At 68.0% G+C, this 15,149-nt stretch carries 13 protein-coding genes; 9 read left to right on the top strand and 4 right to left on the bottom strand.

The window, feature by feature from the left end; translation table 11 throughout:
- The first annotated feature begins 107 nt into the window (after positions 1-107).
- From HZ321_RS10875 to HZ321_RS10865, 3 genes are all read left to right on the top strand, one after another.
- Positions 108-458: an Hpt domain-containing protein gene (locus HZ321_RS10875; RefSeq protein WP_181702325.1), complete on the top strand. Its 351-nt coding sequence runs from the start codon at positions 108-110 to the stop codon at positions 456-458.
- A gap of 132 nt (positions 459-590) precedes the next feature.
- Positions 591-911, top strand: a complete 321-nt coding sequence (locus HZ321_RS10870) for a 2Fe-2S iron-sulfur cluster-binding protein (RefSeq protein ID WP_181702324.1) — start codon at positions 591-593, stop codon at positions 909-911.
- A gap of 244 nt (positions 912-1,155) precedes the next feature.
- On the top strand, positions 1,156-2,184 hold the full coding sequence (locus HZ321_RS10865) for an NAD(P)/FAD-dependent oxidoreductase (protein ID WP_181702322.1): 1,029 nt from the start codon (positions 1,156-1,158) through the stop codon (positions 2,182-2,184).
- Positions 2,185-2,664: 480 nt separating this feature from the next.
- On the opposite strand, the gene HZ321_RS10860 is transcribed toward HZ321_RS10865, so the two are convergent.
- Complete coding sequence (locus HZ321_RS10860; RefSeq protein WP_181702321.1) at positions 2,665-4,044, bottom strand: glutamine synthetase family protein; 1,380 nt, start codon at positions 4,042-4,044, stop codon at positions 2,665-2,667.
- 118 nt (positions 4,045-4,162) lie between these two features.
- The gene (locus HZ321_RS10855; protein ID WP_181702320.1) at positions 4,163-5,341 is read right to left on the bottom strand and encodes a vWA domain-containing protein; all 1,179 of its coding nucleotides are present in this window, start codon (positions 5,339-5,341) and stop codon (positions 4,163-4,165) included.
- Between the two features lie 137 nt (positions 5,342-5,478).
- Here HZ321_RS10855 and HZ321_RS10850 point away from each other — a divergent pair, with 137 nt between their 5' ends.
- The 3 genes from HZ321_RS10850 to HZ321_RS10840 all read left to right on the top strand — a co-directional run bounded on the left by HZ321_RS10850 (position 5,479) and on the right by HZ321_RS10840 (position 8,632).
- Complete coding sequence (locus HZ321_RS10850) at positions 5,479-6,030, top strand: SixA phosphatase family protein (RefSeq protein WP_181702319.1); 552 nt, start codon at positions 5,479-5,481, stop codon at positions 6,028-6,030.
- An 80-nt stretch (positions 6,031-6,110) separates the two neighbouring features.
- Entirely contained in the window at positions 6,111-7,619 is a 1,509-nt protein-coding gene (locus HZ321_RS10845; RefSeq protein WP_181702318.1) for a YcjX family GTP-binding protein, read from the top strand.
- Positions 7,616-8,632: a YcjF family protein gene (locus HZ321_RS10840; protein WP_181702317.1), complete on the top strand. Its 1,017-nt coding sequence runs from the start codon at positions 7,616-7,618 to the stop codon at positions 8,630-8,632. The genes HZ321_RS10845 and HZ321_RS10840 overlap by 4 nt, the downstream gene beginning before the upstream one ends.
- Before the next feature lie 18 nt (positions 8,633-8,650).
- On the opposite strand, the gene HZ321_RS10835 is transcribed toward HZ321_RS10840, so the two are convergent.
- Complete coding sequence (locus HZ321_RS10835; RefSeq protein ID WP_181702316.1) at positions 8,651-9,097, bottom strand: GNAT family N-acetyltransferase; 447 nt, start codon at positions 9,095-9,097, stop codon at positions 8,651-8,653.
- 2 nt (positions 9,098-9,099) lie between these two features.
- Positions 9,100-9,945, bottom strand: coding sequence for an AAA family ATPase (locus HZ321_RS10830; protein WP_181702315.1), 846 nt, complete (start codon positions 9,943-9,945; stop codon positions 9,100-9,102).
- Positions 9,946-10,234: 289 nt separating this feature from the next.
- On the opposite strand from HZ321_RS10830, the gene HZ321_RS10825 reads away from it, so the two are divergent.
- From HZ321_RS10825 to HZ321_RS10815, 3 genes are read left to right on the top strand one after another with little or no spacing between them, the layout of a single operon-like run.
- Positions 10,235-11,593, top strand: a complete 1,359-nt coding sequence (locus HZ321_RS10825; RefSeq protein WP_181702314.1) for a flagellar hook-basal body complex protein — start codon at positions 10,235-10,237, stop codon at positions 11,591-11,593.
- A gap of 58 nt (positions 11,594-11,651) precedes the next feature.
- Entirely contained in the window at positions 11,652-13,496 is a 1,845-nt protein-coding gene (gene flgK, locus HZ321_RS10820) for a flagellar hook-associated protein FlgK (protein ID WP_181702313.1), read from the top strand.
- A 17-nt stretch (positions 13,497-13,513) separates the two neighbouring features.
- Positions 13,514-15,073, top strand: coding sequence for a hypothetical protein (locus tag HZ321_RS10815; RefSeq protein ID WP_181702312.1), 1,560 nt, complete (start codon positions 13,514-13,516; stop codon positions 15,071-15,073).
- Positions 15,074-15,149: the final 76 nt, after the last annotated feature.

Raw genomic sequence — 15,149 nt, 5'->3', positions numbered from 1 at the left:
GGCCCGCGGGACGGTCCGTTCAGCGAACTGAAACGCTTGTGGCCGCATGCTGGCCCTTCGTTTCGGACCGATTCAAAGAGCCTGTATTTTCATAGGAGTAGGTATTCATGTCCGTCTCCGTTCGGGCCCAGGCGACCGCCGATTCCAGACCGGTCGACCTTGCCCATCTCGCCAAGCAGACGATGGGGAATCGGGATCTGGAGCGGGAGGTGCTGCACCTCTTCCTCAAGCAATCGGTCCGCACGCTCGCCAAGCTCGCCGAGCCTGGGGCCGACCGGGCAGGGCTCGCCCATGTGATCGTCGGTTCCGCCCGCGGCATCGGCGCGTGGGAAGTCGCCAAGGCAGCCGAAGCCCTGGAATCCGCCACGCGGCAGGATCCGGCCTCGGGGGATGGGCTGATCGCCGATGTCCAGGCGGCGGTGGAGCGCGCCAACGGCTTCATCCGCACGGTCGTCTGAGCCTCCACGGCCGCCTTACTTCGACACGGGCAGGCCGGAGAACGGCCTTTCACGGCGGTTTTGCTTGACGTGGCCGCTGCAACGGCTATGCCCCTTTCCCAGCGAAAACCCCCTGTTGCCGAGGCAGTCCGGATGCCCAAGATCACCTACATCGCGTTCGACGGTACCCCCTACGAGGTGGAGGCCCCGCTCGGCTCCACGGTCATGGAGAACGCGGTCAAGCATATGGTCCCCGGCATCGAAGCCGAATGCGGCGGCGCCTGCGCCTGCGCCACCTGCCACGTCTATGTCGATGATGCCTGGACCGCCGTCACCGGCTCGCCGGAGCCGATGGAAGAGGACATGCTCGACTTCGCCTACGACGTGCGGCCCACGTCGCGGCTCAGCTGCCAGCTCAAGGTGAAGCCGGAGTACGACGGTCTCGTCGTCCGGATCCCTGAGCGCCAGGCCTGATCCACCCACGCTTTGCCAGACGCCTGAATGCCCGCCGCCGGCACCCCCGACGGCGGGTCGTGCTTCGCGCGCCGGGTCCGACGACCCGACGAAGCGGCACTTCCGCGGTGGGGATCGCGCGCGGCGTAGACGACGGTCAGCAACTTCGTTCCACGCCAGCGGCGTATGCGAGAAAAGTCTTTCTTTTACCCGCTTGTCAGATGGTTTAGTGACCTGCCCGAGCATTCAACCGCCGCGAGGATCCATGACCGCCCCCATCGAAACCGATGTCGTGATCGTCGGCGCCGGCCCCGTCGGGCTGTTCGCCGTGTTCGAACTCGGACTTCTGGATCTCAAAGCGCATGTGATCGACATCCTGGACCGGCCCGGCGGGCAGTGCACGGAGCTCTATCCGGAAAAGCCGATCTACGACATTCCAGGCTTTCCGATCGTGACGGGGCAGGGCCTCGTCGAGAACCTGATGGAGCAGATCAAGCCGTTCCATCCCACCTTCCACCTGTCGCAGCAGGTTGAAAGCCTGACCCGGCTCGACGACGGCCGCGTCCAGCTGACGACGGACGCCGAGCAGGCCTTCATCGCCAAGGTGGTGGTCATCGCTGCCGGCGGCGGCTCGTTCCAACCGAAGCGTCCGCCGGTGCCGGGCATCGAAGCCTACGAGGGCACGTCCGTCTTCTACGCGGTCCGCAAGATGGAAGCCTTCCGCGGCGAGGAGATCGTGATCGTCGGTGGCGGCGACAGCGCGCTCGACTGGACCCTCAACCTGCAGCCGATCGCCAAGCGGGTCACGCTCATCCACCGCCGCGACGACTTCCGTGCCGCGCCGCATTCCGTGGAGCAGATGCGCAAGCTTGTGGCCGAAGGCGCGATGGACCTCGTGATCGGCCAGGTCACGGGCCTGGAAGGCGCAGACGGCAAGCTGTCGGCCGCCACCGTCAAGCTCTCCGACAACTCCCTGACCACCATCCCGGCGACGCGCCTGCTGCCCTTCTTCGGGCTGACGATGAAGCTCGGCCCGATCGCCAACTGGGGCCTGAACCTCCACGAGAACCTCGTACCGGTCGACACCGAGAAGTTCGAGACCAGCGAAGCCGGCATCTTCGCCATCGGCGACATCAACTGGTATCCCGGCAAGCTGAAGCTGATCCTCTCCGGCTTCCACGAGGGCGCCCTGATGGCCCAAGCCGCCAAGCGCATCGTCGCCCCCGGCGAACGCATCATCTTCCAGTACACGACCAGTTCCACCAACCTGCAGAAGAAGCTCGGGGTGGTGTGAGAGGGTAGCTGGGTTCCTGCCTAGGGCAAGAACCAACAGAGGCGGGTGGGGATCGGGAAGTGGAGTGTGCGGCGCGCAATCACACCCCGCCACAAGCCCGTCGCGCCTCTCTGCTCTCCTTTACCGTTGTCATGGTCCGAGCGGGGGGAAGCCGGTCCGATCCCCTTCTCCTCCCTCCTTCCCTCCTCCCACATCGTCATGGTCCGCGAAGGCGGACCACCGACGTCCCACATCGTCATGGTCCGCGAAGGCGGACCACCCACGCATTTTTGCCCGTCGACCCACGCGCCCACAGGCAACGTCCCGCCACTCGAATTCGTGGGTGGTCCGCCTTCGCGGACCATGACGGCTGAAGGATGCAGATCGGTAAGTTAACCGCGCCCGATTTCGGCCCTCTCACCGCACCCGCTCCCGCGCACCCCCTTCTATCTCCTCGCCTTTTCCGCCGTCGTGGCCCGCCTCCGCAAGGACACTCGGGCCTCACACGTTCAGCAGCAGGTACTCCCGCTCCCAGCTCGAGATGACGCGGTTGTAGAGGCGCCACTCCAGCCGTTTCACGTCGATGTAGGCTTCCACGAAGCGCGGGCCGAGGACGTCTTTCAGCGGGCCGCACGAGGACAGGTCGGCCAGGGCGTCGGACAGGTGGGAGGGCAGGGAGACGCCGAGGGTATGGGCGTCGATCTCGACCACGGGCTCCGGATCGACCTGCTCGACAAGCCCGAGATAACCGCAGGCGAGGGTGGCGGCCATGGCGATGTAGGGGTTGCTGTCGGCGCCGATCACCCGGTTTTCCACCCGGCGAGACTTGGCGTCGCTGTCCGGCACCCGGAGGCCGCAGGTGCGGTTGTCGCGGCCCCAGTGCACGTTGATCGGCGCGTCGCTTTCCAGGCGGATGCGACGGTAGCTGTTCACGTTGGGGCAGAACAGGCTCATCGCCTTCGGCACGTAGCGCTGCAGGCCGCCGATGTAGTGGAGGAGCGCCGGGGCGTCGCTGCCGTCCGGGTTGGCGAAGATGTTGCGGCCGCCGTCGATCTCCACGATCGACTGGTGGATGTGGGTAGCGCTGCCGGGCATGTCCTGGTGCGGCATGGCCATGAAGGTCGCCACCATGTTGTGGCGGCGGGCGGCGAGGCGGGCGGTGCGCTTGAAGAGGAAAGTCTGGTCCGCCCGCTCGATCGGGTCGCCGTGGCGGAAGTTCATCTCCAACTGCGCCGGCCCGGCCTCGTGCGCCATGGTCGCGATCTCGATGCGGGAGGCCTCGCAGTAGTCGTACATCAGGTTGACGACGTGATCGAACTCGTTGGCGTGCTCGATGCCGTAGGCCTGGCGCCCGCTCTCCTTGCGGCCGGAGAGGCCGATCGGCACCTCGATCGGCAGGTCCGGATCGAGGTTGTTGGCGGTCAGGTAAAACTCCAGCTCCGGTGCCACCACGGGGCGCAGGCCCTTGGCTTCGTAGAGCTCCACCACCCGGCGCAGCACCGAGCGCGGGGCGAAGTCCACGGGACGGCCGTCGGCGAAGAAGCAGTCGCAGATCACCTGCGCCGTCGGCTCCTCGTACCAGGGCACCAGACGCAGCGTGGTCAGGTCGGGCACGCAGCGCACATCGCGGTCGAGCGGATTCACCACCTCGCTGTCGTCGGCGCTGTCGCCGGTCACGGCCTGGAAGAAGACGAATTCGGGAAGCCGGACGCCGGCGCCGATGATGCCGATGAAGTCCTCGCGCGGGACGATCTTGCCGCGCATGATCCCGTTCATGTCGGGAACGATGCACTCCACCTCGTCGATGCGCCGGTCGCGCAGCCAGCGGATGGCATCCTGGGGATTGGTCAGTCGGGGAGCTAGGGTCTCGTCATGCACCATGACACGGGCGATTCTCCATTGCCGGACTCAGCCGGTCCGGGTGGAGCGATGCTAGCAGGCGGGAGCGGGGGCTGGGGAGGGGAGGCGTAGCGATTTCGAGCAGGAACGGCCGAAGAACTCACCGTCCCAGCGCCCGCGTCGCCCGCTCCAGCCCTTCCAGCGTCAGCGGGTACATGCGCTCGCCGACGATCGCCCGCAGGATGCGGGTGGAGTGGGTGAAGTCCCACTGGCGCTCGTCCACCGGGTTGATCCAGGCGAGCTTGGGCCAGGCGGCGACGGCGCGGGCGAGCCAGACGGCGCCGGGCTCCTCGTTCCAGTGCTCCACCGAGCCGCCGGCGTGGGTGATCTCGTAGGGGCTCATGGCGGCGTCGCCGACGAAGACGACTCGGGTGTCCTGAGGGAAGGTGCGCAACAGTTCCGCGGTGGGGATGCGTTCGCCGTGGCGGCGGGCGTTGGCCTGCCAGACGCCCTCATAGAGGCAGTTGTGGAAATAGTAGTGGTGGAGCGACTTGAACTCGCTCTTCACCGCCGAGAACAGCTCGCTGGTGATCCGGACGTGGTCGTCCATCGAGCCGCCGATGTCGAGGAAGAGCACCAGGCGGATGGCGTTGCGGCGCTCGGGGCGGAGCTTGACGTCGAGCCAGCCCTGGCGGGCGGTGGCGTCGATGGTGGAGGAGAGGTCAAGCTCCTCCGGTGCGCCGTGCCGGGCGAAGCGGCGCAGGCGCTTCAGCGCCACCTTCATCTGCCGCGTGCCGATCTCCACGGTGTCGTCGAGGTCCTTGAACTCGCGGCGGTCCCACACCTTGACGGCGCGGCGGTGGCGGCTCTCGTCCTGCCCGATGCGAACGCCTTCCGGGTTGTAGCCATAGGCGCCGAACGGCGAAGTGCCCGCCGTGCCGATCCATTTCGACCCGCCCTGGTGACGGCCCTTCTGCTCGGCGAGGCGCTGTTTCAGCGTCTCCATCAGCTTGTCGAAGCCACCGAGCGCCTCCACCCGCCGCTTCTCCTCCTCGGTCAGGTGCTTCTCGGCGAGCTTCATCAGCCAGTCCGTCGGCAGCGTCGCCACGTCGACGGCGTCCGACATGAGGTCCAGGCCCTTGAACAGGCGGACGAAAACCCGGTCGAAGCGGTCGATGTGCGCCTCGTCCTTGACCAGCACGGTGCGGGCGAGGTGGTAGAAGTCCTCCACCCGCCGCTCGGCGAGGTCGGCTTCCATGGCGCCCATCAGGTCCAGGTATTCGCGCAACGTCACGGGGACGCCGGCGGTCCGGAGATCGGTGAAAAAGGTCAGGAACATCGGTCGCCCGGGCTTATCGTGTCGGATCCAGGCTAGCACGGGCGCGCGGCGGGAGCAGCCGCGTCATCCCATCCGCGGCGGACGGGAGTATGATCGTCCTCCCGTCCGATTCCCGGTCTCCATCGCTCGAGTATCCCATGGCGCGCCTTTTCCTCCTCCGCCACGCCAAGTCGTCCTGGGACGGCTCGGGCGTTCCCGACTTCGACCGGCCGCTCAACATCCGCGGCCGCGCGTCGGCGCCGCTGATGGGGCGGCACATGGTCGACCATGCGCTGGTGCCGGAGAAGATCCTCTGCTCCAGCGCCCGCCGCACGCGGGAAACCCTGGCGGGCCTCCTGCCGCATTTCCCCGGCGACATGTCCATCGACGTGATGCGGTCGATCTACACCGCGTCGGAGGGCACCTACGTCCCGATCCTGCGCAAGCACGGCGGCACCGCGCGTTCGCTGCTGCTGGTCGGGCACAACCCGTCGATCCAAGACACCGCGCTTGCCGTGATCGGCCACGGCAACCCGGAGTTCATCGAGCAGATCCGCGAGAAGTTCCCGACCGCGGGCCTGGCGGTGATCGACCTGCCCACCGACGACTGGGCGGATCTAAAACCCGGCAGCGGCCGGATCATCGCCTTCTTCCGCCCGCGCGAGCTGGAACTGGTGGGCGAAGCTGGCCCGGGCGACGGCGACGACTGACGGCGGCGCGGGAAAGCGTTTTGCGTTCCCCGCCATTCGTTCCTACATGGGGAAAGACCCACCGGCGACGCGAGACCCCCTTGAGACTGACTTCCCTGACCGACGAGGCGCGGATCGCGCTGGAGAACGCGGCCGAGTTCGCCACCAGCCTCGGATCGCCGTCGCTCCGGCTCGGCGTCACGGGGCTCGCCCGGGCCGGCAAGACGGTGTTCATCACCGCGCTCGTCCACAATCTCATCCACGGCGGCCGGCTGCCGCTGTTCGAGCCGTGGCGGGCGCGCCGGCTGGAAAGCGCCGAGCTTCGGCCGCAGCTGCACGACGACGTACCCACCTTCGACTACCGTGGCCACGTCAAGAAGCTGGTCGACGCGCGGGTCTGGCCGGAATCCACCCGCATGATCTCGGAGATGCGGCTCACCATCGCCTACGAGAGCGCGAGCTTTTTCTCCCGCACCCTCGGGCGCGGACGGCTCAACCTCGACATCGTCGACTACCCCGGCGAGTGGCTGCTCGACCTGCCGCTGCTCGCCAAGGACTTCCGCGCCTGGAGCCTTGAAGCCATCGAGCGGGCGCGGATGCCGGGCCGCGCCGCGATCGCCGGGGAATGGCTTGCGCACCTCGACCGGCTCGACCCCGCCGCACCCGCCGACGACGAGCGCGCGGAGGAGGCGCACCGCCTGTTCACCGCCTATCTCGCCGCCGCCCGTGCGGACGGGCACGCGCTCTCCATGGTGCCGCCCGGCCGCTTCCTGATGCCGGGCGACCTCGCCGGCTCGCCCGCGCTCACCTTCGCCCCGCTCGCCATCCCAGCTGAGGGATCCGCTCCGCGCGGCAGCCTCTGGGAGCTGATGGAGCGGCGGTTCGACGCCTACAAGGACATCGTCGTGCGGCCGTTCTTCCGCACCCACTTCGCCCGGCTCGACCGGCAGGTGGTGCTCGTCGACGTGCTCGCCGCGCTCAACGCCGGTCCGGCGGCCGTCACCGACCTTGAAGTCGCGCTCGCGGAGATCCTCGGCTCCTTCCGGCCCGGCCGGTCGTCCTGGCTCTCCTCGGTGCTGACCCGCCGGATCGACCGGATCCTGTTCGCCGCCACCAAGGCCGACCACCTGCACCAGACCAGCCACGACCGGCTGGAGGCGATCCTGAAGCGCCTGCTCGACAAGGCCATCGCTCGCGCCTCTTTTGCCGGCGCCACCGTTGACGTCCGCGCCATCGCCGCCGTCCGCGCCACGCGCGAGGCGATGATGCGGGTCGACGGCGAGGACCTGCCAAGCATCCAGGGCACGCCGCAGGCCGGCGAGACCATCGACGGTCGGACCTACCACGGCGGCGAGACGATCACCCTCTTTCCGGGCGACCTGCCGGAGAACCCGGACGTGCTGTTCGAGGCCGTGCAGCGCGCCATGCCGGAAGGCGCGCCGGTGGACGCCCGCTCGCCCGCGGCCACCGAGACGCTCATTCCAGACATGCGCTTCCTCCGCTTCCGGCCGCCCCGGCTGGAGACGACGGCGGAGGGCGTCACGCTGTCGCTTCCGCACATCCGGCTCGACCGCGCGCTCGACTTCCTGATCGGAGACCGCCTCGCATGACCCGCGCCCCCCGCAAGCCGGTCGCCTTCGAGGTGAACGAGGAGGGCGTCGCCATCGTCCGCGAGGGCGAGGCAACGCCCGCCGGCGCCCGCATCGTGGTCACGCCGGAGCCAGAGCTGGAGCCGGACGCGCCACTTCCCGTCGTGCCGCGCCGGCGTGGCCTGCCGCTGGGGCGGATCTTCTGGACCGCGCTCGGCGGCCTCGTCTCGCTCGGGGTTGGTCTCTCGATCGACGCGCTTGTGCGCGACCTGTTCGCCCGCAACGACTGGCTCGGCTGGACCGGCCTGGTGCTCGCCGTCCTCGCTCTGGTCGCGGCCGTCGCCATCATCGTCCGGGAGGTCGTCGGCGTCGCCCGCGTCCGCCGGATCGACGTCCTGCGCGAGCGGGCGGTGCTCGCCGCCGCCAAGGACGAACCGGACGAGGCGCTCGCCGTCTCCAAGGAACTCGTCACGCTCTACCGAGACCGGGCCGATACCGCCCGCGGCCGGCGCGCACTCGCGGGGCATCTGCGGGAGGTGATCGACGGGCGCGACCTGCTGGTCCTCACCGAGCACGAACTGATGCGCCCGCTCGACGCCGCGGCCCGTACACTGGTCGCCGACGCCGCGAAGCGGGTCTCCGTCGTCACCGCCGTATCGCCGCGCGCGGTGGTCGACGTGCTCTTCGTGCTCGTGGCGGTGCTCGGCCTGATCCGCAAGCTCGCCGACCTCTATGGGGGGCGTCCGGGCTTCTTCGGCTTCCTGTCGCTCACCCGGCAGGTGATCGGTCACCTCGCCGTCACCGGTGGCATGGCCGTCGGCGACAGCCTGATCCAGCAGATCGTCGGGCATGGCGTCGCCGCACGCCTATCCGCTCGGCTCGGCGAGGGGGTCATCAACGGCCTCCTCACCGCCCGCATCGGTCTCGCCGCCATCGACGTCTGCCGCCCGCTGCCCTTCCTCGCCCAGCCGCGCCCTGGCGTCGGCGACGTGATGAGCGGCGTGATGGGGAAGGGCGCGAAGGTCGAGGAGTAGGACCCGCGCGGGTCTGACTCAGACGGCCTTGACGTAGAACACCCGGTCGTAGCCCTCGTCATGGGCGCGGTGGGTCTCGCGGTAGCCGAGGCGGGGATACATCGCCACGTTCTCGGTCATCCGGGCGTTGGTGTAGAGCCGCACCTCCGGCAGGCCTGCCGCCCGCGCCGCCGCCTCAACATGCTCGATCAGCGCCTTTCCATAGCCCTTGCCGCGGGCGCTTTCGGCGACCGCGACGGCGTCGAGGTACATGTGGTCGGCCTTCTCCCAGAAGGTGACAACCCCGGCGACGCCGCTCTCGTCCTCCAGCACCGCGGCGCGGCCGGTTTCGACGAGGCCGGCGTAGTCGGCCTTCATCGGCGCCGGCTCCTTGCCGATCCGCGGCACGTAGATCGCGTAGGCCTCACGCACGATCGCCTCGATCGCCTGGAGGTCGACGGCGCGGGCGGGGCGGATGGCGGCCATGTTCAGCGCCCTTCGCGCCGCGCCATGAAGGCCAGGCGCTCGAACAGGTGGACGTCCTGCTCGTTCTTCAGGAGGGCGCCGTGAAGCGGCGGGATTGCCGACCGGGCATCCTTGGCGCGCAGCACCTCCGGGTCGATGTCCTCGTTGACCAGCAGCTTGATCCAGTCGAGGAGTTCGGAGGTGGACGGCCGCTTCTTCAGGCCCTGGACCTCGCGGATCTCGAAGAACACCGTCAGCGCCTCCGACAACAGGCGCTTCTTCAGGCCGGGGTAGTGCACCTCGACGATGGCCTCCATCGTCTCCCGGTCGGGGAAGCGGATGTAGTGGAAGAAGCACCGGCGCAGGAAGGCGTCCGGAAGCTCCTTCTCGTTGTTGGAGGTGATGATCACCACCGGCCGGCGTCGGGCCCGGATCGTCTCGCCGGTCTCGTAGACGAAGAACTCCATCCGGTCGAGTTCGAGCAGCAGGTCGTTGGGGAACTCGATGTCGGCTTTGTCGATCTCGTCGATCAGCAGCACCGGGCGCACGTCGGCCTCGAAGGCCTCCCAGAGCTTGCCCTTGCGGATGTAGTGGGCGATGTCGGCGACGCGCGGGTCGCCCAGTTGGCTGTCCCGCAGGCGGGAGACGGCGTCGTATTCGTAGAGCCCCTGGGCCGCCTTGGTGGTGGACTTGACATGCCATTCGATCAAGGGCGCGCCCAGCGCCTCGGCCACCTCGCGGGCGAGCACGGTCTTGCCGGTGCCCGGCTCCCCCTTCACCAGCAGCGGCCGCTCCAGTGTGACGGCGGCGTTGACCGCGATCGTCAGATCCGGCGTGGCGACATAGTCGGCGGTTCCCTCAAAGCGCATGGTCTCTCCTCAGCGTCCATTCGAGGGTAGGGGGCGCATCCGGCGGCGACAAGGCGGGCGAAGGTCGCCCCTTCAGGCTCCTCTTGCCGGGGACAGGAGGCAAAAGCTGCCGGGCGGAAACCGGTTCTTGCCGGGATGTTCATCATTCATCAACGAACAACCCGGGACATCCGACTGATTTCGCTCAACTTTTTGCACAGACGATGCTGGCACGCGGCTTGCCGATGAAGACCGACGTTCCCGTCCGGGAACCCGGTCATCGAGCGGCTCTATTCCAGGAGAAAATGCCGTGGGCATCCTTTCAGCCATGAACAAGTCCGTCAGCGGACTGACAGCCCAGTCGTTCGCGCTGGAGAACATCTCCGGCAATATCGCGAACTCGCAGACCACGGCCTTCAAGCGCACGGACACCAGCTTCCAGGACCTGATCCAGAGCGGCACCTCCAAGGTGGAGCAGATGGCGGCCGGCAACGTGCTCGCCTCCTCGCGCTCCACGATCGGCCTGCAGGGCTCGGTGGAGGCCTCGCAGACCAAGACCTTCATGGCGGTGCAGGGCAACGGCTTCTTCGTCGTCCAGAAGAAGACCGGCGAGATCGACGGCGAGGCGGTGTTTTCGCCGACGACGATGTACAGCCGCCGCGGCGATTTCAAGCTCGACCAGGAAGGCTATCTCGTCAACGGCGCCGGCTACTACCTCTCCGGCCTCGAAGTGGACAGCTCGACCGGCAACGCGGTCGGCGACAAGCCTGGCGTCATCAAGATCAAGAACGACGTCTACCCGGCCGCGCCGACCACCCGCATCGACTACAAGCTGAACCTGCCGAACTACCCGAAGACGGTGAACGCCGACAGCACCATTGCCGGCTCCGAGCTGTGGTCGACGCCGGTGACGTCCGTCACATCCGCCGAGCTCGACGACTTCAAGGAGAACTCGATCTCCGGCGGCACGGTGACGGTCTACGACCCGATGGGCACGCCGATCCCGGTGCAGCTGCGCTGGGCGAAGACCGTGAAGGCCGACTCCACCGTCCCGGTGGAGGATACCTGGCGGCTGTTCTACCAGACCGACGAGAATGCCTCCGGCACCGATCCGATCTGGCTCGACACCGGACAGGCCTACACCTTCGACAGCTCCGGCGCGATGACGGCGCCTGCCACCGGCAGCATCTCGATCGCCAACTTCACCGCGGGCGGCACCAACCTCGGCACGATCACGCTCGACCACGGCACCACCGGCATCACGCAGACCTACGACCAGAACGGCAGCGCCCGCGTTCGCCAGCTGACGCAGGACGGCGTGCCGACCGGCAACTTCGTCGACGTGTCGATCTCCACCGGCGGCCGCATCACCGCCAACTACTCCAACGGCAAGACGCTCGACATCTACGAGATCCCGCTGAAGTCCTTCGCCGGCGAGTCGTGGCTGCGGCCGCAGGACGGCGGGGCCTACATGGAAACCCGGGAATCCGGTCCTCCGGTCACCTCGTCCACGGGCGAGATCCAGGGCTCGGCGCTGGAGGCGTCCAACGTCGACATCTCCGAGGAGTTCACCAAGCTAATCGTCACGCAGCAGGCCTTCTCGGCCAACTCGCGCGTCATCACCACCGCCGACAGCATGATGAACGACGTCCTCAACATCATCCGCTGACGGACACTGACCGGGCGCCGGATCATCCGGCGCCCGCGATCCACCGGGATCCCGCGTCATGGGTATCAGTACCGCGCTCAACATCTCGCTCACGGGGCTCAAGGCCACCCAGACGGGCCTCGAGGTCGCGTCGAACAACATCGCCAACTCCGGCTCGGTCGGCTACAGCCGGCAGTCGGTCACCAACTCCGCCCGCTACATCGCGGAGCGGACCGTCGGCGTTGCGACCGATACGATCACGCGCGAGATCGACGTCTACGTGCAGCGGCAGTGGCGCACCAGCGCGGCGAGCCAGGAGTACGCCACCGTCATGGCGGATGCCCTGGAGCGGCTCGATTCCATGTTCGGCGGGCCAACCGATCCCAGTTCCCTCGACAACGTCTTCAACAATTTCAAGTCCAAGCTCGAAGCGCTCGCCAACGCGCCGGAGGACCGCACCAAGCGGCTGGAGGCGGTATCGGCGGCCGAGACGATCTCGCTCAGGATCCGCAGCCTCTCCGACGACATCCAGCAACTGCGCCAGGAGGCGGAGACCTCCATCGGCGACATGGTCACCAAGGCCAACACGCTCCTGGAACGCATCGCCAAGCTGGATGCGCAGGTGGTCACCTACCAGGCGGGCGGCCAGACCGCGGCCGGCGCGCTCGACGAGCGCGACAAGGCGATCGACGAGCTCTCCAAGCTGATGGACGTGCGCGTCGAGGAGCAGAAGTTCGGCGCCGTGGCGATCTACACGTCGTCGGGCACGCTGCTCTACGACGACACCGTCGCCACGCTGGCCTTCGACACCCGCGGCACCGTCGGACCGGGCTCGGAGTGGACGGACGACGACGCCACGCGCTCGCTCGGCACCGTCACCATCTCCGGCCTCGGCGCCAACGGCGTCGACCTCTTCGCTGAAGGCGCGTTCCGCACCGGCGGCATCGCGGCCTACAAGGCGCTGCGCGACGAGACGCTGGTCGAGGCGCAGGCGCAGCTCGACGAACTCGCTGCGGCGATCACGCTCGGCGTGTCCAACCGCGTCGACAAGGGCACCAAGCCCGCCGGCGTCGACGGCTTCGACGTGGACCTGACGGGTCTGCGCGAAGGCAACACGATCTCGCTGACCGTGGGCACCGGGGCGAGCGCGCAGAAGCTCACCTTCGTCGCCACCAAGAGCGCGACGTCGCCGGGCAACGACTACACGTCCGACCCGAACGACACCGTACACGCCATCGACATCAGCTCCGGCGCGATCGGGGACATCGTCACCCAGATCAACGCGGTGCTCGGCGGCGCGCAGACCGCGTCGAACCCGTCCGGGCAGCTCTTGCGGATCGAGACCGGCGGCGGCGCGCAGGTGACCGCACTCACCGCGTCGGTCTCCTCCGCCGGCCTGCAGGCGGGCGATCCGGCGTTCAACCTCTTCATCGACGCGGCGACGGGCTCCAATCCCTTTACCGGCCTCGTGGACGGCAACGATCAGAAGCGCGGGTTCGCCCAGCGCATGATGGTCAACGCCACGGTGAAGGCGGATCCGGCCCACCTGGTCAACTACTCCACCACCAACCCGGTCAGCGACAACACCCGCCCGCGGGCAATCCTCGACGCGCTGACCGCAACCACGCTCACCTTCTCGCCGGAGATCGGCATCGGCTCGTCCACCGCGCCCTACACGGGAACGGTTCAGCAATTCCTGAAGCAGATCATCTCCACGCAGGGCGCGCAGGCCGAAAACGCCGCCGCCGTGAAGGAGGGGCAGGACATCGTCACCAACAACCTGCAGGAACGCTACGAGAAGAGCCGCGAAGTGGACGTTGACACGGAACTTGCCCAACTGATCGAGCTGCAGACGGCCTACCAGGCCAACGCCCGCGTTCTCACGGCCGCCCGTGAGATGCTCGACGTCCTCATGAACATCTGACCTGACGGGAGCATCGCATGGCCATCACCACCGTCGCTCTCGGGCCCAGCGTCGGCCTTCTCGTGAAGATGCGCACGCAGCTCGATGACCTGCAGCGCCAGCTCGGCACCGGCCAGAAGTCGGAGACCTACGGCGGGCTCGGCACCAAGCGCACCGTCTCGGTGTCGTTCCGCGCGCAGATCACCGACCTTGAATCCTACACCTCCAGCGTCGAGCAGATGGCGCTGCGCGTGAAGCTGATGGACACCGCGATGACGCGGCTCGGCAACATCCCGAGCGACATGCGTGCCGCGATCGACCCCAACGTCTACACGCTGCGCCAGGACGGCCGCACGGACGCCCAGAAGGCTGCGACCGTCGCGCTCGACGAGGTGATCGGCCTGCTCAACGCGGAGGCCGACGGGCGCTACCTCTTCGCCGGCGCGGCGACGGAAACACAGCCGGTCGTCGACATCCAGACCATGCTGCAAGGTGCCGGCGGACGCGACGGCCTTTCGCAGGTCACCGCCGACCGGCTGGTCGCGGACATGGGCACCGCGGGAACCGGACGCGTGGAAACCGCCGTCGCCGGCAGCACGGTCACCGTCGCCCGGCAGACGCCGCTGTCCGCCGTATTCGGCTTCAAGATCGCCGATGCGGAATCGACGCTCTCCAATGTCACGGTGACGCCCACCAACGATCCGGATCCGGATCCGGCGACCAACCAGGGCATCCTCGACTTCTCCGTCGACTTCACCGGCCAGCCGACGACGGGCCAGACCTTCTCGATGGAGCTGAAGAACCCGGACGGCACGCTGTCGAAGATCACGCTGACCGCCACGGCGGCCTCCACGCCGGGCAAGGGCGAGTTCTCGATCGGCGCCACGCCGGCCGACACGGCAGCCAATTTCCATACGCTGCTTTCCTCGGAGATCCAGCGCGTCGCCAACACGGACCTGAAGGCGGCCTCGGCGGTGCAGGCGTCGGAGGAGTTCTTCGACACCTTCGGCGGACAGGCGCCCCGGCGCGCCGACGACACCTCGGGCGGCGGCACGCTGGCGACCGCCACGACGCTGCGCGACGGCACCGAGACCGACACCGTGTTCTGGTACCGCGGCACCAACGACGCGGTCGATCCGGCCGATCCGTCGACGCTGCCGCGCAACGACGTGTCGAGCCGTGTCGACAAGACCGTCGACGTCGCCTACGGCGCCCGCGCCAACGAGGACGGGCTCCGGCAGGTCGTCCAGTCGCTCGCCGCCATGGCAAACGCGACCTTCTCCAACGACGTGGCCGACGACAAGGACCGCTACCGGGCGCTGGCCGAGCGCACCCGCACCGAGCTCACCTTCCCGGATGGCGCCGAGAAGCCGCAGGACATCCACGCCGAAATCGCCATGGCCGGCAAGGTCGCCAACGACGCCAAGGAGCGTCACCAGGCGAACCGCTCGGCCATGCTGCAGATGGTGGATGATGTTGAGGGGGTGAAGTACGAGGACGTGGCGGCCCAGATCCTGACGCTGAAGACGCGCATGCAGGCGAGCTACCAGACGACGTCGCTGCTCTCGGAACTGTCGCTCGTCAACTACATCCGCTGATCGATGCTTGAGTGGGGGCAGGGCGCCACGGCGTCCTGCCGGTTCCCTTGGCCTCAAACGAAACGAGGGCGCGGTG

The sequence above is a fragment of the Chthonobacter albigriseus genome (assembly GCF_013839445.1).
Classification (GTDB): Bacteria; Pseudomonadota; Alphaproteobacteria; order Rhizobiales; family Pleomorphomonadaceae; genus Chthonobacter; species Chthonobacter albigriseus.
The sequence above is the reverse complement of the archived record's forward strand: the minus strand, read 5'-3'. Positions and strand labels throughout refer to the sequence as shown.

Excerpts from the sequence above, each read along its gene's own strand:
- HZ321_RS10855 (WP_181702320.1), bottom strand. The coding sequence starts at position 5,341 with ATGTTCCTGACCTTTTTCACCGATCTCCGGACCGCCGGCGTCCCCGTG.
- flgK (WP_181702313.1), top strand. The coding sequence starts at position 11,652 with ATGGGTATCAGTACCGCGCTCAACATCTCGCTCACGGGGCTCAAGGCC.
- HZ321_RS10870 (WP_181702324.1), top strand. The coding sequence starts at position 591 with ATGCCCAAGATCACCTACATCGCGTTCGACGGTACCCCCTACGAGGTG.
- HZ321_RS10835 (WP_181702316.1), bottom strand. The coding sequence starts at position 9,097 with ATGGCCGCCATCCGCCCCGCCCGCGCCGTCGACCTCCAGGCGATCGAG.
- HZ321_RS10815 (WP_181702312.1), top strand. The coding sequence starts at position 13,514 with ATGGCCATCACCACCGTCGCTCTCGGGCCCAGCGTCGGCCTTCTCGTG.
- HZ321_RS10830 (WP_181702315.1), bottom strand. The coding sequence starts at position 9,945 with ATGCGCTTTGAGGGAACCGCCGACTATGTCGCCACGCCGGATCTGACG.
- HZ321_RS10875 (WP_181702325.1), top strand. The coding sequence starts at position 108 with ATGTCCGTCTCCGTTCGGGCCCAGGCGACCGCCGATTCCAGACCGGTC.
- HZ321_RS10865 (WP_181702322.1), top strand. The coding sequence starts at position 1,156 with ATGACCGCCCCCATCGAAACCGATGTCGTGATCGTCGGCGCCGGCCCC.
- HZ321_RS10860 (WP_181702321.1), bottom strand. The coding sequence starts at position 4,044 with ATGGTGCATGACGAGACCCTAGCTCCCCGACTGACCAATCCCCAGGAT.
- HZ321_RS10850 (WP_181702319.1), top strand. The coding sequence starts at position 5,479 with ATGGCGCGCCTTTTCCTCCTCCGCCACGCCAAGTCGTCCTGGGACGGC.
- HZ321_RS10840 (WP_181702317.1), top strand. The coding sequence starts at position 7,616 with ATGACCCGCGCCCCCCGCAAGCCGGTCGCCTTCGAGGTGAACGAGGAG.